The 21,458-nt window shown below is 73.0% G+C and carries 19 protein-coding genes; 6 read left to right on the plus strand and 13 right to left on the minus strand.

The annotated features are described in order from the left end of the window. Positions 1–11 precede the first annotated feature (11 nt). The 5 genes from H181DRAFT_RS17950 to H181DRAFT_RS17970 all read left to right on the plus strand — a co-directional run bounded on the left by H181DRAFT_RS17950 (position 12) and on the right by H181DRAFT_RS17970 (position 8,130). Complete coding sequence (locus H181DRAFT_RS17950; RefSeq protein ID WP_045865537.1) at positions 12–905, plus strand: TrmH family RNA methyltransferase; 894 nt, start codon at positions 12–14, stop codon at positions 903–905. A gap of 159 nt (positions 906–1,064) precedes the next feature. Further along, entirely contained in the window at positions 1,065–2,285 is a 1,221-nt protein-coding gene (locus H181DRAFT_RS17955; RefSeq protein WP_045865538.1) for a sensor histidine kinase, read from the plus strand. Positions 2,286–2,461: 176 nt separating this feature from the next. Continuing rightward, positions 2,462–3,616: a phenylalanine--tRNA ligase subunit alpha gene (gene pheS, locus H181DRAFT_RS17960; RefSeq protein ID WP_045865650.1), complete on the plus strand. Its 1,155-nt coding sequence runs from the start codon at positions 2,462–2,464 to the stop codon at positions 3,614–3,616. Continuing rightward, entirely contained in the window at positions 3,616–6,183 is a 2,568-nt protein-coding gene (gene pheT, locus H181DRAFT_RS17965; protein WP_045865539.1) for a phenylalanine--tRNA ligase subunit beta, read from the plus strand. Before pheS ends, pheT begins: the two co-directional genes overlap by 1 nt. A 603-nt stretch (positions 6,184–6,786) precedes the next feature. Beyond that, entirely contained in the window at positions 6,787–8,130 is a 1,344-nt protein-coding gene (locus H181DRAFT_RS17970) for a PP2C family protein-serine/threonine phosphatase (protein WP_074467928.1), read from the plus strand. A gap of 30 nt (positions 8,131–8,160) precedes the next feature. Here the strand turns inward: H181DRAFT_RS17970 and H181DRAFT_RS17975 are convergent, their stop codons facing one another. Then, complete coding sequence (locus tag H181DRAFT_RS17975) at positions 8,161–9,021, minus strand: 3-hydroxybutyryl-CoA dehydrogenase (RefSeq protein WP_045865540.1); 861 nt, start codon at positions 9,019–9,021, stop codon at positions 8,161–8,163. Positions 9,022–9,275: 254 nt separating this feature from the next. On the opposite strand from H181DRAFT_RS17975, the gene H181DRAFT_RS17980 reads away from it, so the two are divergent. Continuing rightward, positions 9,276–10,538, plus strand: a complete 1,263-nt coding sequence (locus H181DRAFT_RS17980; RefSeq protein WP_045865541.1) for a glycoside hydrolase family 10-like protein — start codon at positions 9,276–9,278, stop codon at positions 10,536–10,538. A 39-nt stretch (positions 10,539–10,577) separates the two neighbouring features. On the opposite strand, the gene H181DRAFT_RS17985 is transcribed toward H181DRAFT_RS17980, so the two are convergent. The 12 genes from H181DRAFT_RS17985 to H181DRAFT_RS18035 form a co-directional block, all read right to left on the minus strand. Then, positions 10,578–11,297, minus strand: coding sequence for an NADase-type glycan-binding domain-containing protein (locus H181DRAFT_RS17985; protein ID WP_078895816.1), 720 nt, complete (start codon positions 11,295–11,297; stop codon positions 10,578–10,580). Positions 11,298–11,845: 548 nt separating this feature from the next. After that, positions 11,846–12,403, minus strand: coding sequence for a phage tail protein (locus H181DRAFT_RS17990; protein WP_045865542.1), 558 nt, complete (start codon positions 12,401–12,403; stop codon positions 11,846–11,848). Position 12,404: 1 nt separating this feature from the next. After that, positions 12,405–14,399 carry a putative baseplate assembly protein gene (locus H181DRAFT_RS17995; RefSeq protein ID WP_045865543.1) on the minus strand — a complete coding sequence of 665 codons (1,995 nt, stop codon included), beginning with the start codon at positions 14,397–14,399 and terminating at the stop codon, positions 12,405–12,407. Further along, on the minus strand, positions 14,396–14,806 hold the full coding sequence (locus H181DRAFT_RS18000; RefSeq protein ID WP_045865544.1) for a GPW/gp25 family protein: 411 nt from the start codon (positions 14,804–14,806) through the stop codon (positions 14,396–14,398). Before H181DRAFT_RS18000 ends, H181DRAFT_RS17995 begins: the two co-directional genes overlap by 4 nt. Position 14,807: 1 nt before the next feature. Beyond that, a complete protein-coding gene (locus H181DRAFT_RS18005) occupies positions 14,808–15,083 on the minus strand; it encodes a PAAR domain-containing protein (RefSeq protein ID WP_045865545.1) in 276 nt (91 codons plus the stop codon). 92 nt (positions 15,084–15,175) lie between these two features. Beyond that, complete coding sequence (locus H181DRAFT_RS18010; RefSeq protein WP_045865546.1) at positions 15,176–17,116, minus strand: VgrG-related protein; 1,941 nt, start codon at positions 17,114–17,116, stop codon at positions 15,176–15,178. A gap of 9 nt (positions 17,117–17,125) precedes the next feature. Beyond that, a complete protein-coding gene (locus tag H181DRAFT_RS18015; protein WP_045865547.1) occupies positions 17,126–18,025 on the minus strand; it encodes a CIS tube protein in 900 nt (299 codons plus the stop codon). Between the two features lie 3 nt (positions 18,026–18,028). After that, a complete protein-coding gene (locus tag H181DRAFT_RS18020) occupies positions 18,029–18,460 on the minus strand; it encodes a phage tail protein (RefSeq protein ID WP_045865548.1) in 432 nt (143 codons plus the stop codon). A gap of 104 nt (positions 18,461–18,564) precedes the next feature. After that, positions 18,565–19,917 carry a hypothetical protein gene (locus H181DRAFT_RS18025; RefSeq protein ID WP_254666897.1) on the minus strand — a complete coding sequence of 451 codons (1,353 nt, stop codon included), beginning with the start codon at positions 19,915–19,917 and terminating at the stop codon, positions 18,565–18,567. A gap of 451 nt (positions 19,918–20,368) precedes the next feature. Then, positions 20,369–20,509 carry a DUF6760 family protein gene (locus H181DRAFT_RS29495; protein ID WP_175439794.1) on the minus strand — a complete coding sequence of 47 codons (141 nt, stop codon included), beginning with the start codon at positions 20,507–20,509 and terminating at the stop codon, positions 20,369–20,371. Further along, entirely contained in the window at positions 20,506–20,967 is a 462-nt protein-coding gene (locus H181DRAFT_RS18030; protein WP_045865550.1) for a hypothetical protein, read from the minus strand. The genes H181DRAFT_RS29495 and H181DRAFT_RS18030 overlap by 4 nt, the downstream gene beginning before the upstream one ends. Then, the gene (locus H181DRAFT_RS18035; protein ID WP_045865551.1) at positions 20,967–21,410 is read right to left on the minus strand and encodes a phage tail protein; all 444 of its coding nucleotides are present in this window, start codon (positions 21,408–21,410) and stop codon (positions 20,967–20,969) included. Before H181DRAFT_RS18035 ends, H181DRAFT_RS18030 begins: the two co-directional genes overlap by 1 nt. Positions 21,411–21,458 lie beyond the last annotated feature (48 nt).

The raw sequence follows: 21,458 nt of genomic DNA on the forward strand, positions 1-21,458 counted from the left end.
AGCCGCCGCCCATGGGCACCACCCCCGATCCGATCTCGCCTCGCTCCGCCCGCGTCGCCGCCGCACGGCGGCTGGTCCGGCGCAACTTCCGTGCCAAGGACCGGCGTTTCCTCGCGGAGGGCCCCCAGGCCGTACGCGAGGCGGCCGCACGGAGCGCCGCCTCCGGTGAGCGGGGCAGCGGGGAAGGCCCCGTGCTGCTGGAACTGTTCGCGACCGCCGAGGCCGCCGAACGGCATCCGGAGATCCTGGAGCAGGCCCGCGCCGGCGGCGCACGCGTCCATCTCGCCGAGGGCCCGACCCTGGACGGCATCGCGCAGACGGTCAGCCCGCAGGGGCTCATCGGGGTCTGCCGCTTCGTCGACCGCCCGCTGGACGAGCTGATCGCCGCACGGCCCCGCCTCGTGGCCGTCCTCGCGCACGTACGCGACCCCGGCAACGCGGGCACGGTGCTGCGCTGCGCCGACGCCGCGGGAGCCGACGCGGTCGTCCTCACCGACGCCTCCGTCGACGTCTACAACCCCAAGGCGGTGCGGGCGTCGGCCGGTTCGCTCTTCCACCTGCCAGTGGCGGTGGGTGTGCCCGCCGCCACCGCCGCGGAAGAGCTGCGGGGCGCCGGGGTGCGCGTGCTGGCCGCCGACGGCACGGGGGAGCGCGACCTCGACGGTGAACTCGACGCCGGCACGATGGGCCGTCCCACCGCGTGGTTCTTCGGCAACGAGGCCTGGGGCCTGCCCGAGGAGACGCGTGCTCTGGCCGACGCGGCGGTGCGGGTCCCCATCCACGGCCGGGCGGAGAGCCTGAACCTCGCCACCGCAGCCGCCGTCTGCCTCTACGCCTCCGCCCGCGCGCAGCGTTCGCCCGGCGGGTGCCGGGCGGGGACGCAGCACGAGGAAGCACGGGCATAGACACGGTGCGGGCGTGCGCTCCGGTTCGTACGCCTGGCGCGCTCCCCCCGGCTCGCGTGCGGCTTCAATGCCACGTCACGGGGAGGGACAGTGCGCAGAGCGCCTAGTAGGGTGGCTCGCCCGGGGGCGGAGGCGAGTGGTCAGAAGGGGGCGGCGTCGATGGACGTCCGGGCGTACGGCACCCAGGCACGCGGGGTGGTCTCCGGCGCCGACGGCCACGGCAGGAGGACCGGGGGCCTCACAGACCCGGCCCCGGGTCCGCCGGCGGGTCCCGCCGCCGGGCAGGCTTCCGGGGAGACCGCCGCGAACCGCCACTCCTACGGCGAGGGACAGGCCGTGCACCCCGACGATCTTCCCGACGGGCTCGTCGTCGCCGACAGCACCGGGCACGTCGTCTGCTTCAACGCCGCCGCCGCACGCCTCACGGGCTGCGACCCGTCCGAAGCCCTCGGACTGCCGCTGCACAGCGCGCTGCCTCTCGAGGACCTGGAAGGCCGGCGCTGGTGGCAGCTGACCGACCCCTACGGCGGTCTCGCCACCCGCACCCGCCAGCCCGAGCGGAACCTGCTGCTGCCGGGCGGCCGCGAGGTGCTGGTGGCAGCGCGGTACGTACGCGCACGCCCCCAGGGCCCCCTGGAGCGGCTGGTCGTGAGCCTGCGGGGAACGGAGGCCCGCAGGCGGGCGGAGCGCAGCCACGCCGAGCTGATAGCCACCGTCGCCCACGAGCTCCGCTCCCCGCTCACCTCGGTGAAGGGCTTCACCGCGACGCTGCTCGCCAAGTGGGAGCGCTTCACCGACGACCAGAAGCAGCTGATGCTGGAGACCGTCGACGCCGACGCCAACCGCATCACGCGGCTCATCGCCGAACTGCTCGACATATCGCGCATCGACTCCGGGCGCCTCGAGGTGCGCCGGCAGCCCCTGGACATCGCCGCCGCCGTGCGCCGTCACGTCGGGGCGCACATCGCCGCGGGACGCTCCGCCGACCGCTTCGTCGTGCGCATCGCCGACCGGCTGCCGGGGCTGTGGGCCGACCCGGACAAGGTCGACCAGGTGCTGGGCAACCTGCTGGAAAACGCCGTGCGCCACGGGGAGGGAACTGTCACGATCGATGTGGCACCCGCACGTGCCCGCAGCGACGAGCAAGGGACGGCAGTCACCGTGAGCGACGAAGGCCCCGGCATCCCCGAGGAGTCGATGAGCCGCGTCTTCACCCGCTTCTGGCGGGGCAGCCGGCGCGGCGGCACCGGCCTGGGCCTGTACATCGTCAAGGGCATCGTCGAGGCGCACGGCGGAACGATCACGGTGGGCCGCTCGGCCGCCGGCGGCGCCGAGTTCCGATTTACCCTGCCCGTGAGCGCCCCGGCCTTCATGGCCTGAGCGGCGCACACGGGCTTCTCCGGCCCCTGGGGCAGGCACGCCTCCCTCCCGGCTGCGAGCGGGGGAGGGGGAGGGCGCCCGGTGATCACATCCGTGTACGAGTGGTCACGCCCGCCCCTCTAGACTCGGCTGTCGGCACTCTGCGCAGCCAAAGCCAATCGGAAGCACGGGAAATGATGTCCGCACCCAATAAGTCCTACGACCCTGTCGAGGTCGAGGCGCTCAAACCGGAAGTGATCGACCAGGCCAAGGCCGAGGCGCTCGCCGCCGTCGCCGCCGCCGGTGATCTCGAAGAGCTGCGTGAGGTGAAGGCCGCCCACGCCGGCGACCGATCCCCGCTGGCCCTCGCCAACCGCGAGATCGGCGCGCTGCCCCCGCACGCCAAGGCCGAGGCCGGCAAGCGCGTCGGCCAGGCCCGCGGGGCGGTCGGGCAGGCGCTCAAGCAGCGGCAGGAGGAGCTCGAGCGCGAGCGCGACGAGCGCGTGCTCGTCGAGGAGGCCGTCGACGTCACGCTGCCCTACGACCGCATGCCCGCAGGCGCCCGCCACCCGCTGACGACGTTCTCCGAGCGCGTCGAGGACATCTTCGTCGCGATGGGGTACGAGGTCGCCGAGGGGCCCGAGGTCGAGGCCGAGTGGTTCAACTTCGACGCCCTCAACATCGCCCCCGACCATCCCGCGCGCACCATGCAGGACACCTTCTTCGTGAAGGCCGGCCAGGGCGCCGGGGACGGCGGGGAATCCGGCGGGGACGAGGAGGGGGAGAGCGGCGTCGTGCTGCGCACCCACACCTCGCCCGTGCAGATCCGCACGATGCTGGAGCGCCGGCCGCCCCTGTACGTCATCTGCCCCGGCCGTGTCTTCCGCACCGACGAGCTGGACGCCACGCACACCCCCGTCTTCACGCAGGTCGAACTCCTCGCCGTGGACGAGGGCCTGACGATGGCCGACCTCAAGGGCACCCTCGACCACATGGTGCGCGAGCTGTTCGGCGAGGGCGTCCACACGAGGCTGCGTCCCAACTACTTCCCGTTCACCGAGCCTTCGGCCGAGATGGACATGGTCTGCTACCGCTGCCACGGCGCGTCCGTCGGTGACCCGGACCGCCCGTGCCGCACCTGCTCCAGCGAGGGCTGGATCGAGCTGGGCGGCTGCGGGATGGTCAACCCCCGTGTCCTGACGGCCTGCGGTGTGGACCCGGAGAAGTACAGCGGGTTCGCCTTCGGATTCGGGATCGAGCGGATGATGATGTTCCGCCACAACGTCGAGGACATGCGAGACATGGTCGAGGGTGACGTGCGCTTCACCAGGCCGTTCGGGATGGAGATCTGATGCGCGCCCCGCTTTCGTGGCTGCGAGAGTACGTAGAGCTGCCTGCCGGCGAGACGGGCCGGGACGTCGCGGCGAAGCTGATCGAGGCCGGCCTGGAGGTCGAGACCGTCGAGCAGCTCGGCGCCGGGCTGAAGGGCCCGCTCGTCGTCGGCAAGGTCCTCGCCATCGAGGAGCTGATCGGTTTCAAGAAGCCCATCCGCTACTGCCAGGTCGACGTGGGCCAGGCCGGTCGAGGGGCCGGCGAGCCGCAGAACATCGTCTGCGGCGCCACCAACTTCGCCGTCGGCGACAAGGTCGTCGTCGTGCTGCCCGGCGCGGTGCTGCCCGGTGACTTCGCCATCAGCGCCCGCAAGACCTACGGCAAGGTCTCCGAGGGCATGATCTGCTCCGCCGCCGAGCTGGGCATGGGCGACGACCACGCGGGCATCATCGTCCTCCCGCCCGAGCACGAGCCGGGTGCCGACGCCATCGAGCTGCTCGAACTCGTCGACGAGGTACTGGACATCGCGGTCACGCCGGACCGCGGCTACTGCCTGTCCATGCGCGGCATCGCCCGCGAGACCGCGACGGCGTACGGTCGGCAGCTCCGCGACCCGGCGCTGCTGGACGTCCCCTCGCCCGACGAGCACGGCTTCCGCGTCGAGGTGGCCGACCCGAAGGGGTGCGACCGCTTCTCCGCCCGTACGGTCACCGGTCTGCGCCCCGACGCCAGGTCGCCGATCTGGCTGCAGCGGCGGCTGCAGAAGGCCGGGATGCGCCCTGTCTCGCTGCCCGTCGACATCACCAACTACGTGATGCTGGAGCTCGGTTCGCCTCTCCACGCATACGACAGGGAGCGGCTGCACGGGCACATCAGCGTCCGCCGCGCCGCGCCCGGCGAGCGGCTGACGACCCTGGACGGCGGCAAGCGCAAGCTGGATCCGGAGGATCTGGTCATCGCCGACGAGCAGGGGCCGATCGGGCTCGCCGGCGTGATGGGCGGCGTCAACAGCGAGATCGCCGACCCGGAGCAGGACCCGGCGACCGGCGAGTGGCGCGGCACCACCGAAGTCGTCGTGGAGGCCGCGCACTTCGACCCGGTCACCGTGGCGCGCACCAGCCGCCGCCACAAGATCTCCTCGGAGGCGTCGCGCCGCTTCGAGCGCGGCGTCGACCCGGAGGCGGCGGCAGCAGCGGCGCAGCGGACCGTCGACCTGCTGGTGCTGCTGGCCGGAGGCACCGCGGAGGCGGGCGTCACCGAGTTCGCCGCTCCGCACGGGCCGCGCACGATCAAGATCGACGCGGGGCACCCCGACCGCGTCGCGGGCGTCACCTACGGCCGGGAGGCGGTCGTACGCCGGCTGCAGCAGGTGGGCTGCGACGTCTACGGGCAGGACGAGCTGACCGTCACCGTGCCTTCGTGGCGGTCCGACCTGACGGACCCCAACGACCTCGCGGAAGAGGTCATCCGCCTGGAGGGGTACGAGAACCTGCCCTCCACGCTGCCCCGCCCGCCCGCCGGCCGGGGCCTGACCGAACGGCAGCGGCTGCTGCGGCGGACGGGCCGCGCGCTGGCCGGCGCCGGATACGTCGAGGCCCTCAACTACCCCTTCGTGGGGGCGGCCTCCTTCGACCAGCTGGGCCTCCCCGAGGACGACCCGCGCCGCCGCACCGTCACCCTGGTCAACCCTCTCTCCGACGAGGAACCGGGGATGCGCACCACGCTGCTGCCCGGGCTCCTCGCCACGCTGCGCCGCAACGAGGGACGCGGCAGCCAGGGCGGCCAGGGCGGTCTCGCCCTGTTCGAGACGGGCCTCGTCTTCCGGCCGACGGGCGCCGAGACCCGCGCCACGCGGCTGCGCGTCGACGCACGCCCCGGCGACGAGGAGATCGCCGCGCTCGGGAACGCCCTTCCCGAACAGCCGCGGCACGTCGCCACCGTGCTGGCGGGCCAGCGCGAGACCACCGGCTGGTGGGGCAAGGGACGTGTGGCGGGGTGGGCGGACGCCGTCGAGTCGGCCCGTACCGTCGCCCGCGAGGCAGGCGTGGAACTGACCGTCCGCAACGCGCAGTACGACCCCTGGCACCCGGGGCGCTGCGCCGCGCTGTACGTCACGCACGACGGCGCCGAGGTACTGGCGGGGCACGCCGGCGAGTTGCACCCGCGGGTGGTCAAGGCCATGGGGCTGCCGGAGCGCACCAGCGCCATGGAGCTCGACCTGGACCTCCTCGGCCGGGCGGGCGGCGGCGTCGTCCCGGCGCCGCGTGTCTCCGGATTCCCAGTGGCGACGCGGGACGTGGCGCTGGTCGTGGACGAGTCCGTGCCCGCCGCGGAGGTGGAGTCGGCGCTGCGGGGCGGCGCGGGCGAACTCCTGGAGTCGGTGCGCCTGTTCGACGTCTTCACCGGTGAGCAGCTCGGCGAGGGCAAGAAGTCGCTGGCGTACGCCCTGCGCTTCCGCGCTGCCGACCGCACCCTCAAGGCGGAGGAGGCCTCCGTCGCCCGGGACGCGGCCGTCGCGGCGGCCGTGGAACGTACGGGCGCGGTGCTGCGGGGCGCCGAAGCGGGGTCGGAGGCTCCGGCGGGCTGACGCCCCTGATCGCCGGCTGCCGGCGCTCGCCCGACGCGGCGGTGGTGCGGAACGTCCCGAGGTGGACGCCCCGCACCACCGCCGCTGTGCTTCACCCCCGCACCCGGCCGCCGGCGCACCGCTGGCTCGTCATGCCCACATCCGGGGGCTGTTCACGGCGGCGAACCCGCGGGTCCGCCGGCCTTTCGAGGGGCGCACGGAGTGAGCGCGCGGACTGAAGTCCGGGCGCCTCCGCCGAAGTTCGCACGACTGTGCGCACTGCGCGTGCCCGCTCTCACTCAATCGAGTGAGGTATCGCGGACCCAGGGCATCCGCCTCCCGGCCTCGACCACCATCGTGCTGATCGCAGACAGGCCCTGGGCCCTGTCTGACAGATCTCGCCTTGCTCGCGACGGCTGGCACGCACATCCCCGGCGTTGTCGCATCGGCCGAGTAGCCCACTACGAGGGCGATCCTCCGCCTCGGGGCTGCACGCGCCGTCCGCCGCGAGCACCGCCTGCGGTGGACGGCGCTATTTGTCGGACAGGCCCTGGGCGCGGGAGGGAGCCGAGCGACAGCACGGGTGAGGCGGGCGACCGCCGCACAGGCCGGAGGGACCGCCGTATGACCGCACACCGGGCAGCGAGCGCCGACGTCAGGACTCCTGAAGGTGCCGGGCCTGCCGCGGAGGCACCCGGCGTCCACCGGCACTTCTCCATCCGGCGCCTCGTGGGCCGTCTCGCGCCTGCCCTGTGGGTCGCCGGGATCATGCTGTGGGAGTGCAGCCTCCCCGAGGGGACGCACGTCCTCGCGCTGCTGGCGGCGACCCCCGCCCTCGCCTGCGCCGGCAGCGCGGGCCGGTCGGGCATCTGGCTGGGCGGCGCGTGCGCGCTCCTCGCGCTCTACCCCCTCGGCCTGTGCTCGGGCTACCAGCAGTTCGGCGGCCGGGCCGCGACGACCGCCTCCATCCTCTGCGTCGCACTGGCCAGTTGCTACGCGGTGCGCCGCCGGACGCGGCTCGCCGACGAGCTGGCGAGCACCCGCGAAGTGGCCACCGCCGCGCAGCAGGCGCTGATAAGGCCGCTGCCCCCGCGTATCGAGGGTTTCACGGTGGCGGGCGTGTATCTCTCCGCGGCTCGCTGCGCGGCGGTCGGCGGCGATCTGTACGACGTGGCGGCCACCGCTCACGGCGTGCGCGTCGTCATCGGCGACGTACGGGGCCACGGGCTGGGTGCGGTCAGTACGGTCGCCGCCGTGCTCGGCGCCTTCCGAGAGGCGGCGCACGACGAGAGCGAACTGGCGCAGGTGCTGCGCCGTCTGGAGAGGTCCCTCGACCGGCATCTGAACTGCCGCCGGCTGTCCGTGCCGGGGAAGGCCGCCCCGGGCCCGGCGCAGCCGCCGGGGGCCGGGGACCCGGCGGCAGCCGGCGGATACGACGACGCCGACGAGGAGTTCGTGACGCTCCTGCTGCTGGAGGTCCGCACCGAAGGCTCCGTCACGGTGCTCAACTGCGGCCACCCGTGGCCCTACCGGCTCTCCCAGGAGCGTGACGGGGCACCGGTCGTCGAACCCGTGGCGGGAGGCGAACCGCTGCCCCCGCTCGGGCTGCTGCCGCTGCCGCCGGGGGCGCCGCGGCCGTTGCGGCTCCAACTCCCGCCCGGCGAGACGTTGTTCCTCTACACGGACGGGGCGGAGGACGCCCGTGACCGGTCCGGCGAGTTCTTCCCGCTGCCGGAGGTGCTGCGTGCCGCTGTCACCGAGAGGACGCGCGCGGTACCCCCGGTCCCGGCGGCTCCGGCCGAGATCGTCGGCCGCGTACGGCACGAACTGCTCGGCCACACGCGCACCCGGCTGCCGGACGACGTGGCGCTTCTCGCTCTGCGCAACGACCGGTGCCGGGTGCACGGGCAGGCGCAGGGACCCGTCAGGGAACGGGTCGCGGTGCGGCTGCCGTGCTCGTGCCCGTGAGCCCTTCCGGCGTCGGCGGGGTGGGGGCGGTCAGCTGTAGGCGTAGAAACCCGCGCCGGCCTTACGTCCCAGCCGTCCCGCGTCCACCATCCGCTGCAGCAGCGGGGGAGCGGCGTACAGGGGCTCCTTGAACTCCTCGTACATGGAGTAGGCGACGGACGCGACGGTGTCCAGCCCGATGAGGTCGGTGAGCTTGAGGGGGCCCATCGGGTGGGCGCAGCCCATCTCCATGCCGTTGTCGATGTCCTCGCGGCTGGCGATCCCCGACTCGAACATGCGGATCGCCGAGAGCAGGTACGGGATGAGCAGCGCGTTGACGACGAAGCCGGAGCGGTCCTGGGCGCGGATCGTGTGCTTGCCCAGGAGACCGGTCACCGCGGCCTCGGCCCGCTTGATCGTTTCTTCGCTGGTGGTGAGCGCAGGGATGATCTCCACGAGCTGCTGTACCGGGGCGGGGTTGAAGAAGTGGATCCCGATGACCTGGTCGGGACGGGACGTGGCGACCGCGAGCCTGACCAGCGGGATCGAGGACGTGTTCGACGCGAGGATGGCGTCGCCGCGGGTGACGACCTGGTCGAGGACCTGGAAGATCTCCGTCTTGACCTGCTCGTTCTCGATCACGGCCTCCACGACGAGGTCGCGGTCGGCGAAGTCTCCGAGGTCCGTGGTGAAGGCGAGCCGGTCGAGCGTGGCGTCCCTCTCCTCCTCGGTGATCTTGCCTCGCTGTGCGGCCTTGCCGAGGGAGTTCACAAGCCGGGTGCGGCCGAGCTCCAGCGCTTCGCCCGTGGTCTCGGCGACCATGACGTCCAGACCTGCCCGCGCGCACACCTCGGCGATGCCGGCGCCCATCTGGCCGCAGCCCACCACTCCGACGCGTTCGATGTCCGTCACCTCGTGCCTTTCGCTGATCCAGTGGTCCGGGGCGGCGCGGGCATGCGCGGCCGTCCCCTCAGAGCCCCGTATGCCGCTCGACGTTACCCCCCACGTCCGGTCATCGTGGAGCGGGGGCGACCGGCGCGGGGGGTTGTCCGTACGCGGTCAGCGCGACAGCATCGGCGAATTGGTCTCCGCCGCTGCGAGGGACCATGGAGCCAGGGACCGCGGCTCACCGGACGGCAGAGCGACGAGGACGCAGGGGGATAGGGATGCGACGGATCACGCGAAGGAGCTTCGCCGCGGGCACGGCGGGAGCGGCCGGGACGCTGTGGGGCGCCACCGGCTCGACCAACGCCCGCGCGGCGGCCTACGACCGCAAGCGGCTCAGCGGCGGCGCCCGCCACGGAGGCGGCCACCGCGACGTACGCGGCATGTGGATCGCGACCGTCGACAACCGCGACTGGCCGAGCGAGGCCGGCCTCTCCCCGAAGGAGCAGCAGGCGGAGCTGGTCGGCCATCTGGAGACGGCGTGCCGCCGCCGCCTCGACACCGTCTACCTGCAGGTCCGCCCGACCGCTGACGCGTTGTGGCCCTCGCGTTACGAACCGTGGTCGCAGTGGCTGACCGGCACGCAGGGCAAGGAGCCGGGCTGGGATCCGCTGCGTTTCGCCGTCCGCGAGGCGCACCGGCGGGACCTGGCCGTCGAAGCGTGGTTCAACCCGTACCGCGTCGCGCTGCACGACGATCCCGGGAAGCTCGTCGGCGACCACCCCGCGCGCAGGCACCCGGAGTGGGTCGTCCCCTACGGCGGCAAGCTCTACTACAACCCCGGGCTGCCGCAGGTCAGGCGCTTCGTGCAGGACGCCATGCTGGACGCGGTGGTGCGCTACGACATCGACGCCGTCCACTGGGACGACTACTTCTACCCCTATCCGGTGCCCGGCGAGACCTTCGACGACAGCGACGCCTTCGAGCAGTACGGCAAGGACTTCCCCGACCTCGCGTCCTGGCGCCGCAACAACATCGACCTGCTGGTGAGGGAGTTCGCCCACCGCGTGCACCGCGTCAAGCCCCGGCTGCCGTTCGGCGTCTCGCCCTTCGGGGTCTGGCGCAACAAGACGAGCGATCCCGCCGGTTCGGACACCGCCGCGCAGGTGCAGAGCTACGACGACAACTTCGCGGACACCCGCCGCTGGGTGCGGGAGGGCTGGATCGACTACATCCTCCCGCAGATCTACTGGCACATGGGCTTCGAGGACGCCGACTACGCGAAGCTGGCGCCCTGGTGGGCGGAGACCGTACGCGGCACCGGCACCCGCCTGTACCTCGGTGAGGCGCTGTACAAGGCGGGCGACCCGGCGCAGCCGGAGGCCTGGCAGGATCCCGCTGAGCTGTCGCGGCACCTCACGCTCTGCAAGCCGCTGCCCGAGGTGCGGGGTCACGTCTTCTTCTCCGCGAAGGAGGTCGGCGAGGACAAGATCGGTGCGATGGACCGCGTCGTGGCCGACCACTACACGGCGCGGCGCCGCTGAAACAGCCGTGGCAGCCCGCGAGTCGAGGGCGCCGCTGTCTCAGCGGTGCCCGAAGAACTCGAGTTCGGCGATCGCGGGGCGCCGTCCAGGGCGTGCTCCGTAGGCGTCCTCGACCGCGACGGTGACCTGTACGACGTCCGAGCCGCGTACGTCGAAACTCTGGTCGCCCGCCTGGTCCTTGAGGCGGATCGGCTTGGTGGACCGCTCGCCGGACTCCTCGTGGAGCGTCAGCGTGAGATGCGAGGGCCGCGCCTCCTTGAGGTACTCGTCCTGCTTGGCCGAAGTCCCCGGCGTGATCAGCAACTTGGTCAGGCGGACCGGCTTCTCGAACGACGCGCGCACGTAGTGGCCGGTGAACGTGCCGGCCCGTTCCGGGGCCCAGTAGCGGTTGCTGAGCTTGTCGAACGCGGCGGCCGGGGCGTGGCCGCGTGCGGAGCTGGAGGCGGTGGGCCGGACCACCTGCAGCGCCTCCGGCTTGCCCGCGCTCTGCCGGGCGAAGTCGAAGGCCCCGGCCAGCTCCGCACGGAAGATCCACGCGAGGCACGCGAGAAGCAGCAGCACCAGAGGCAGAGCGAGCCGCGGGCGGGACATCACGCGATGCCGCGGCCGGCTGCCCGCCGCCAGGCGGCGCTCCGAGCGTGCGCCGAACAGCCGCCGCCACCACGGGAGTTCCCCGGCATCCGGCGGCGCTCCCGCGGTCCGCGAGGGGCCCAGGACGCTGCCGCAGCCGAGGCAGAGCCTGCGGTCGCCGGGGTTCACCGTGCGGCAGCGGGGACAGGTACGGGTGGTTCGCGGCGGCTGCGGCAAAGGCGTGCCAGGGGGAGCGGGCGGCGGCTCCTCGTGGTGGCGGGGGCCCGTGCCGCCGGTGAGTTCGTCGCCCGGGCGGCGGGGCGCGGCCGCCGCCGGCTCCGGTGCCGCGGCAGGCGGGACCGCCGGAGGGGTCGGCGGAGGGGCCGGCGGTGCCGGGGGTGGGGGCGCTGCGGGCGGGGAGGTTCCCGGGGCGGCGTCCGGGGCGCGCCGCGGCAGGGGCGGAGTGACCGCGTTCTCCGGCCAGTTGGCGCCGGGCGGTCGTCCGCTCTCGTTCCCTTCTTCCGGGGCGCGGGGTGGAGAGGCGACGGGATCCGGTGAGCCGGGAGGCCCGCCGGGGGGCTCTTCGCCGGACGGGCCGGGCCGCCCCCGCGGCCGCTGTCCGCCCTGCGCGCCCTGTCCGGCCTGGCCGTCCTCGTCGTCCCAGCCGAGGAACGCCTGGCAGGACGTGCAGAACTGCGTGTCCGGCGGGTTGTTCCGGCCGCATTCGGGACAGGTCGTCACGGTCCCGCTCCCTCCGTCTCGGGCAGGATCTCCAGCTCGTACCGCACGTGCGCCGGAACCTCGGCGGTGATCAGCTTCTCCAGCCGCGCCCGGTCCATCCGGTCCGGTTCCCGTGTCGTCAACCGCACGCGCACCCACGGGACTTCGTCACCGGGAAGCTCCACGTCCGGGTCCGCCGACCACGTGCACGCGCCGCTCTCCGCGATCTCGGGTTCGAGGCCGGTCTCGACGCGCAGGGCGGCAGCGAGGCCCTCCTTCGTGCCTCGCCTCCGGTGCCGTACCACTGCGCTGGAGACCACGGCACGCCGCTGGGTGAGCGGGCGCTCCTCGTCGACCTCCACCGACACCCAGCTCGCCAGCCACGTGAGGAAGTCGTCCGGTGCGGTGACGGGGTGCAGGTGCGCCGGGAGGTTGTCGAGGGTCAGCAGCACCGGCGCCAGCACCTCGTCCAGGGCGCTGAGGAAGCGCTGGAGGAAGTCGTCCTCCACGTACAGGGCGGGAAGCTGGTTCAGCAGCGGGTAGGGGGTCGGCAGCCGGGGGACGGAGGCGCGCATGTCAGGCCTCCCGTACGCGGAACTGGTGCTCGTAGCTGAAGACGAGGGCGTGCCGGTCGAGGGTGATCTTGTCGGTGGCCTCGTCGCGTTCCCCCGTGACGGGGTCGGCGGGGAAGAGCCGCACGTCCTCCACAAGGTCGACGCCCCGCACCCGCTGGAGCACCGCGAAGGCCTCGCCGGAGTGCACCGGACGCCCGAACGGCCAGCCGTGACCGTCGGGACCTCCGGTGAGCGCGTTGAAGTAGCCGTACAGCGCCGCCAGCGCCTCGTCGCGCAGCCTCTCGTGGGAGGCGCCCCGCACCGCCTGGACGGAGGCGACGATCGTGACGCCCTGGTAGTACGGCGGCCCCACGACGAGCCGGGCGCCGATGGGCCGCCGCGACTCCAGATGCGCGGCGATCGTGGCGAGGGTGTCCTCCGGCGGTTTCAGCTGCCCGAACTCGATACGGCCCAGCGCGTCGCTGCTGCCGGCCGGGACCACCAGCAGCCTTACGCCGCCGCCCTGTTGACCGGAGGCTTCGCCGCCCTGCGGGCCGTCCGGCCCGTCCGCGCCTGCGGCGCCCACCGGGACGCAGCACACGCGGGCGGCGTCCGGGGCGACCTCCGCGGCGAGCTGCTCGTAGTCCGCGGGAACCACGGCGCGGTGCAGCGTACGCAGCGTCATGGGGCCCCGCACGCGGACGTTGTCCATGCTCTCCCCGTCGACACCGCCCAGGGCGGGACGGCGGTTCTCCACCCGCGCCACGTAGGGCAGCGAACTGCGCAGCACCCGCAGCGCACCGCGGGCCACGTTGCCCGGACTCCCGCCGCCCGTGCGGTAACGGCGCACCCGGACGTGGCACCCCTTGGGCGGCACGGCCCCGTTCAGCCGGAGGCTGCCGTCCCGTTCGCGCAGGGCCGGACCGAACTCCACGCGGCCCGAGTTGGGGTCGAGCGTGATGTGCCGGTCGGCGGGCGTGGAGTGCGCGAAGCTGTCGACGCGCGTCCACTCCACCCAGCCCTCGCCCTCGGCCACCTCGACGGTGAACGGCTCCTCGTCCTGCACCACCGGCGGCCGGGCGACGTGGAACTGCTGCCCCGGCACCCCCTCCGACAGCCCCAGCGACTCCTCGTGGACTGTCTCGGCGTGCGCGGCCTCGACCGTCCCGCCGATGGTGAACGCCGTCACGCCCCGCACGGTCGGCGACTGCAGATACGTCGGCTGTCCCTCGACCGCCTCCACGAGGCGGCAGCGGACCCAGCCGCCCGCATGGCCGGCGACCGTCGTGACGCCGTGCGTGGCGGGCATGTGCAGGATGACCTCGCCCGCCTTGTTGAAGCCGCCCGTGTCGTCCTTGTCGACGTCGCAGGGCGCCCAGTTCTCGCCGTCCCACGCCTCCCACAGCAGCGGCGGCCGGCGCGGGTCGACACCGACGCCCTCCACGCGGCAGTCGAGCCGCAGCACCAGCACGCAGCCCGGCACAGGACCGGACAGGCCGATGTACAGGCAGTCGCCCGGCACGGGCGCGGCCTGGAAGCACGTCACGTCCCGCTGGAGCGTCAGCTCCTCCGAACGGTCGGCGGGCCGTCCGGAGCCGGGCGACGTCGCCAGGTTCGCGTACGAGCACGGCACCACCGACAGGTCCCGCCGGGTCGTGAAGACCACCGCCTCCTCCGTCTCGGTGCGCAGCGTCGCCACCTCCGTGCCCGCGCGGACGCGCACCGGCTCCGGCTGCGGGGCGGACAGCCAGAACGTCACGTCCGTACGTGCCGCGGTCGGCGGATACAGCCGGACGCCGATCAGGTCGAGGAAGGCCAGGTAGTTCTTGTCCGGAACCCTGTTGAGCCGGTAGACGAGCTGGTCGACCATCGACGCGAACGCCTCGATCAGCGTCACCCCGGGATCGGAGACGTTGTGGTCCGTCCACTCCGGACAGCGCTGCTGCACCAGCCGCTTCGCCTCGTCGACCAGGGTCTGGAAGCGCCGGTCGTCCAGGTTGGGACTGGGGAGCGTCATGCTCCGCCCTCCTCGCGCTGCGGGATCACATAGAACGGGAAGACGAGGTTGCGCGGATCGTTGGTGCCGCGCACCGCGTAGCTGATGTCGATGTACAGGACTCCGTCGTCCGCGGCGTCGAACCGCACGGCCACGTCCGCCACTTCGATGCGGGGCTCCCAGCGCTCCAGCGCCAGCCGCACCTCGTACGAAAGCTGCCCGGCGGTGGCCGCGTCGGCCGGAGCGAAGACGTACTCGCCCAGCGCGCAGCCGAACTCCGGCCGCATGGGCCGCTCACCGGGCGAGGTGCCCAGAACGATCCTGATGGCCTCCTCGATCTCCCGGTCACCCCCCACCAGGGCGATGCTTCCGGTCGCGTCGGTACGGGGCGGGAACGCCCAGCCGCGGCCGACGAACTGCTGCGCCACCTCACCCTCCGATCAGGACGGTCGGGCACCCGGACGTGACGGCGGCGCCGCAGCCGGCCTTGTCGCCGACGCGTGCCGCGGGCTTGCCGCCGATGAGGACGCTCGAACTCCCGGGCCCCACAAGGGGACCGGGCGGGTGAGCGGCGGGCGACGCGCACTGGTGCGAGGTCCCCACGGTCGCGGCGGGCCTGCCGCCGACGAGCACGCTGGGAACGCCGGGGGGACCGACGGTGCCGGGGTGCCCCGTGGGGTCGCCGACGCGTGCGGCTTGCGGCACTGGCTCTCCTCCTGTTCTTTCGCACGGCGTCCCCGGGGACTCCCGCGCGGGCCCGGCCGGGCCCGAAAGGCTCGCGGTATCGGTTCAGGGACTCAATTCAGGCGCACCATGGGCGCGTTGACGGTGACGGTCTGACCGCCCCTGACCTCCGTACGGGTGTCGCCGGACACGGTCACCCGGTCACCCTTGACCTCCATGGCGCCGCCGGTCGTGAGCTTGACGCCGCCGCTGCCGCCGTCGACGTCGACGCCGCCACGCGAGGTCAACTTCACGGAGCCGCCCGAGAGTTCGAGAGCGCCGTCCCCCGCGTCGAGCGCGACTCCGTTCCCGGCCTCGATCGACACCTTCTCCTTCGCGTCGATCTGGACGGTGCCGTCGCTGTGCAGGACGATCGTCGTGCCCTTGCGGTCCAGAGCCAGCTTCAGCTTGCCGTCGCCCGTCACCAGCCGCACGCCCTGCGCACCGTTGGCGGCGTCCAGGACCTCCAGCTTGTTGCCGCTCTTGGAGCCGAACGCCCGCTTGTTGACCGCGCCGGTCGTCGGGTCGACGGACTCGCCGTCCTCGCTCCCGGCACCGCCTCCCGCTCCGCCGGGACCCCCGGCGGCCGCCGCACCGCCGCCGCCACCTCCTCCCGCGCCCGCCCCTCCTCCGCCGCCGGGCTTGTCCTGCCCGTTGTAGAGCGCGGCCAGGACGAACGGGCGGTCCAGGAAGCCCTGTTCGAAACCGACCAGCACCTCGTCGTCCACCTCCGGGATGAACGCCTCGCCGCCGCCCGTGCCGCCGGCCTGCGCCGTACGGGCCCAGTCGCTCGCGTACTCGTCGGACAGCCACGGGAAGCGGACCTTGACCCTGCCCAGGCCCTCCGGGTCCTTGGTGTCGGTGACCGTGCCGTTCACCAGGCCCGTGCAGCGTGCCCCGCCCGCTGGCCCCCGTCCGTCACTGCCGGTGAGGCCGAACAGAGTCCGCTCCTGCTGGCCGGAGACCGTCACCCATGTCTCGTAGCCGCGCCGGGAGTCGAAGACGTGGCGGGAGGAGGTCACGGTGTAGCGGCCCTCGAAGGGCGCGCCGACTCCGGCCAGCGTGACCGCTCCGCCCGCCCGCACCTGCGGATTGCCGCGGACGACGGCCTCAAGCTCGGCGAAGGAGCCGGCGATGCGCTCGGCGACGGCCTTCGCCGCCTGGTCGACCTCGGCCTGCGTGCCGTACGCGGCGTCGCTGACGACGAAACCGGCCTCTCCGAACGGTTCGGTGACCTGCGCGGCGGTCACGCCCAGTTCGAGTGTGCCGGTCCTGCCCGCGGGCGCCCGCCCCACCAGGGCCTGCTTGGCCTTCACGTCCCAGCCCCGCACCTCGACGGTCGAGACCTGCTCGGCCGCGGAGACCGCCGCCCGGCAGCGCAGCAGGTTGTCGCCCATCTCCAGCACGAGCGGTTCGCGGGCGGCCCGCGCCGAGACGCCCGGCGCGCCGGCCGCTTCGGTGGGCTTCGTGATGTGCACCTGCCCGTCGGCGACGTACATCTGCGCCCCCGCCTCCTCGGCGAGAGCACGCAGGAACTCCCAGTCGGAGATGTTGGGCTGGGCCACGTGCTCGCGCACGGGCCCGGTGACGTCGACCTTGCCGGGCTTGAGCCCCGCACGCTGCGCGACGCGGGCGCAGATGTCGGAGAGCGTCATGTTCTGGTAGCTGGCCACCTGGCGGCCGCGGAAGAGGCGGTACGACTCGTCCAGGCCGCGCACCACCGTGAACGTCCCGGTGTCGTCGATCTCCAGCTCCAGAGCGGTGACGCTGCCCGTCAGCAGCGGCTGCGTCGACGTGCTTCCCGCCCTGGCCAGCAGCCGCACCCGCGTACCGACCTTGACGCCCGCCTTCTCCAGCAGCGTCCGGCTCGGATCGCGGAAGCGGAGCACGAACAGGTCGGGCAGCGTGCGGCTGTCGTCGACGTACCCCTCGACGAGGGTGTTCGCCAACGCGGATGGCAGCGCGCGCCCTTCGAACTCCACCACCACCGACTTCGCGACGCTCTGTCCGGCCATGACCCCGCCTCACCGCCCCGTGGTGCCGGTGCCGAGGGCCGTGCCGGAGTACGGCGCAGAGCCCCCCGGAGGCAGGGCGGGGTTTCCCGGACGTCCCGTCACGGCTCCCTGACCGCGCTCCCGGAGCACCTCCGGAGGGTGCGGCGCGGACTGGAGGCGGTCCAACTCGTCCAGCGCCGGCAGCAGCAGCTCCCGCCCACCGGCCAGCCGCATCGGGTCGTCGATGCCGTTGGCCTCGGCGATCACGCGCCAGGCCGTCGGATCGCCGTACTCCTGCCACGCGAGATGCGCCAGCGTGTCACCCGTCTGCACCCGGTGCACGCGCCGCGCGTGCAGGGAGCCCGAAGTGGGGTTCTGGCCGGGCGTCTCACCGGTGATCTCCTCCATCGTCACCTGGCACACGGCCCGGATCGGCACCCCGGACGTGGTGAACAGCGTGTACTTCACCTGCACTTGGCTGACGTACCCGGGGAAGCCGGTGAGGCCGCCCCAGTGGAAGACGACCCACGGCGGCGACGAACGCTGCTGCTGCCGCGTCTCGCTCGTCGGCACGCAGCAGGCGAAGAGCTGCTCGACCGACTTCACGACGCTGCTGTCCTGCGTGTCGCTCGCGTCGAAGAACATCTCCACCGTGAGCTTGCTGGGCTGCGGCCCCTGGTACTCCGGAGGGCCGGCGCTCTTCGCCCCCTTGGCCGGGCTGCGCTTCCACGCCGCAGCCTTGGTCAGGCTCAACTCCTTGGGGTTGAACTGGAAGTCGATGCGCCCGCACGGACCGCCAGGCGTGAGGCTGCCGCCGGGCGGCGGCGTACGCAGCTCCAGGTAGGCGTGCTCGAGCTTGGGCCTCCCGCCTCCCGCACGGGCGGCGCCGCCACCCGAGGCGGCGGCGCTGAACGCTACCGGCGTGCTCATCCCTCAGCCCTCCATCACGAAGCCGTGGTGGGCGATCTCGATCGTCTCGACGGCCACCTTCGGCTGCTCCGCGTTGAGCACGGGCCCGGTCCAGCGCACCGGCACCACCTCCAACAGCCCCCATCTGGCGACGGGTTGGCCGTCACCCGTGCGCGCCTCGATGTGCGCCGTCTTGCGGCTGAAGCCCGTCGTCATCGAGGCGAACCAGCGGGCCACCTTCTCCGTGTCGCGCGTCAGGGGCCGCGACAACTTCACGTTGGGGTACTTCAGCCGCGTGGGAAGCTGCCAGATGTGGTGGTTGTTGCCGCCCTCCTCGCGCGGCTCCAGCACCACCTCGGCACCCAGGCCCTGGCAGCTGTTGAACGAACCGAGCTCGATGTCGTCGATGGTGACGACGAAGCAGACGCTGACGGCGGGATCGTCGGTGGCCGGCATGTCCGGCTCCTCTCTCCCGGCTCGTCCCGGGCTCGGTATCGGGAAGTGCTGTAAGTCGGTTGGTGCTGCGGGTCGTTCGCATGCCGGTCCGTGCAGCGTGCCGGTCAGTGCCGTGTGTCGATGAGGAAGCCCGCCCGCTCACGGTCGAGCCGCAGCTCCGCCTTGAGCATGCGGCTCAGCGGGGCGAACAGCGCCCGGACCAGCTCGTCCGTCACCTTCGGGGCGCCGCCCGGCCCGCCGGGCGATCCGGGGGGCCCGTGGGCGTCCGACGGGCCGGGCCGACCGGCGGGGCCCGGGTCCGAGTCGGACACCGGTTCCGGCTCGGGCTCCGGTTCCGGGGGCGGGTCGACGGGGTCGTCGGGGACGTCCGACGGGGGCGGCGGTTCGGCCGCCGCGTCCGTGGCCGGGGCGTCCGGGTCGACGTCCCGCTGGAGGGACGGAGACCGGAAGACGACGGACCCGTCCGCCATGCGCTGAGCCACACCGGCCGCTACGGCCACGGCACCGGCGTCGGCAGGCGATCCCGCGACGCGCGGCCCGTTCAACGGGGCGCTCGTGAGCGTGCGTTGGAGCGTGCCCGAAGCCGACGGCCTCGGGGCGGTGACGGGAACGTGCACGGTGGCAGCCCCCGGGGCCGCAGGCCGGGCCGTGACGGTTCGCTGTACGGGTGTGACCGCGCTCGGCGCATCACCGCCGGCCGGGACGACCGGGTTCGCTGTCCGGGCGCCGGCAGTGGTGTGCGATTCGGGTTCGCTCCACCGGACGGGGACGGCCGGCGGGGCGTGGTTCAGCGGGGCCGACGGGGCGTCGTCGAGCGGAGTCTCCGACGCGACCTCTGCCCCTGAGAACAACGGGATGAAACGCTGAGCGACAAGTGGCGCGACCGGCGCGGGACTTGGGGCCCGCACGGGGGGCAGGGGCGTGCCGTTCTCGGCCGCACGCTGAAGGGGGACGGGGTCGTGCGGCGCGGCAGGCATCGGGGCCGGCTCCGGCGACGCCGGGCTCTCTCCCGTCTCGGCGGAGGTCTCGTCCGTCCAGGAGACGGTCGTCAGCGGGTCGTCACCGAGCAGCGGCCGGGGCGGCAGGCCGCCGGCGTCCTCGGCGTCGGCCGGGCCGGACGGCGAAGTGGCGTCGGACGACAGCGGGTTGAGCGGCGCGACGGGCTGAGGGGTGTGCCCTGCCGCCGTTCTCTGGGCGGTGGGCGGCAGGCTGTGCAGTGGCTCGCCGAGGCCCGTCCCGCGGGGCCTGGGAGCCCCGGACGGGAGAGCGGAGGTGGAGCCCTCGTCGGTGATCGGGGCGGTCGCCGCGGGTGGGACCGAGCGCTGTACGGGAGCGGTCGCCGGAGTCGATGTGCCGACAGAGCCGGTGCCCGTACTGGTCGACGCGCGCGGCGGCGGGGCGACGGTGAGCTGCGGCAGGTCGCGCAGCGAGGTCCGCAGCGGGCGGGCGGACGCCAACGAAGCATCGGCAGCAGCCCGTTGGACCGGAACGGGACCGCCTGTGCCGCCGCCAGGGGCGTTCTGAGACGCGAACTCCGAGACGGCCGACTCCTCTTCGGCGTCGCGGCTGACAGTGAACGCGCTGGTGAGTCCGTGCCCGAGCCCGGAAGGCGCCTCCGGACTCACGAGGTGACCCAACGGCCTGTGGAAGGACGTGTCCTGCCAGGCGCTCAGCGATCCACGAAAGCCCACCGGGTCCGTGAGAAGGCCAGGAGCCGTCAACGCACGTTGCACGGGCGGCAGTTCACCCCAGGCGGGAACGGCCGGCGCAGCTGCCGGCGGTGGTGCCTCCGCCCGCACGGACGACGCGCCGGCCGGTGCTTCCGCACCGCCTCGGCGGCCGGTCAGCCAGGACAGCAGTCCCATCGCTTCCTCGTTCCCCCTCGCTCTCGCTCGTCTCGCGACGCCGTCAGCCGCCCAGCCGGGCGATCTGCTCCACGTACCGCAGGCGGTCGGCGTGCTCCAGATCGAGGATCTGGTCGAGCGACCAGTGGAAGTGGTAGGCGACGTACGCGACTTCCTCGTGGATGCGGTCGGCCGCGTACGTCACGATTCCCCCAGGCGACCACCGCCGGCGAGGTCCACCGCGAAGCTCTCCTGGCACGACGGGCAGGTCACGGCGGCCCGCGAGTGCCCCTCGGCGTTGATGCGGCGGTAGAAGTCCTGCAAGAAGGCCAAGTCGGAGGCGAACAGGTCCTCCACGACCCCCGGATGGACGTCCTCGACGGTGCCAATCCGCACCAGCACACGCGAGATGAGCACCACCGACAGGTACGCCGAGTTCTCCCGCACCCGGTCGTCCCGCAGCGGGATCAACTCGTCCCGGGCGGTGGCCAGTCGCATCACACCCGTACGGTGCACGGTGCCCGACTCGTCGACGTACCCTCGCGGCAGCTCGAAGGGGAACTCCGTGCGCAGCGCCTCCGGACGCGGAGACGGCGAGCCGCCGGCCGCCGCCTCCGGCGGCTCCGTCCGCGACGGCGCGACCGCGGTGTTCGCGCGCCGCATCAGTCGACTTCCATGTTCTCGTACGTGATCACGAGCTTCTCCGTGAGCACGGAGGTGTCGCCCGCCTTGAGGGTGCTGATCTCAAGGGACTTGGGCCAGGCGTTGATGAGCTTGTAGCGCTTGATCGGAACGCCCTCGTAGTCGTAGACGATGATGGCCCCGTGGCGCCGGGCGCTGTGCATCCGCCCGAACCGCGAGTCCTTGATCCAGCGTTCGAAGCTGTTGTCCTCCGTCAGACCGCGGGTGAGCGTGACCTCGCCCGCCTTGGGACGCCCGGGCAGCTTCTTGATCGCGTACTTGCCGTCCGTGCTGTTCTGCTTCAGCTCGATGACGTCCTGCTCCATCTTCAGACCACTGACCTCGGTGATCTGCCGGATGAGAACGGCGTCCAGTTCGAGTCCGAAGGAATGCCCGACCGAACTGTCGAGATCGGGGAGTGGCATGCCGGCCTCCTTGCCTGCGTCGCTCGCGTCGTTGCTGGTGGTGGCGGG

It is taken from the genome of Streptomyces sp. WMMB 714 (genome assembly GCF_900090125.1).
GTDB lineage: Bacteria > Actinomycetota > Actinomycetes > Streptomycetales > Streptomycetaceae > Streptomyces > Streptomyces daqingensis.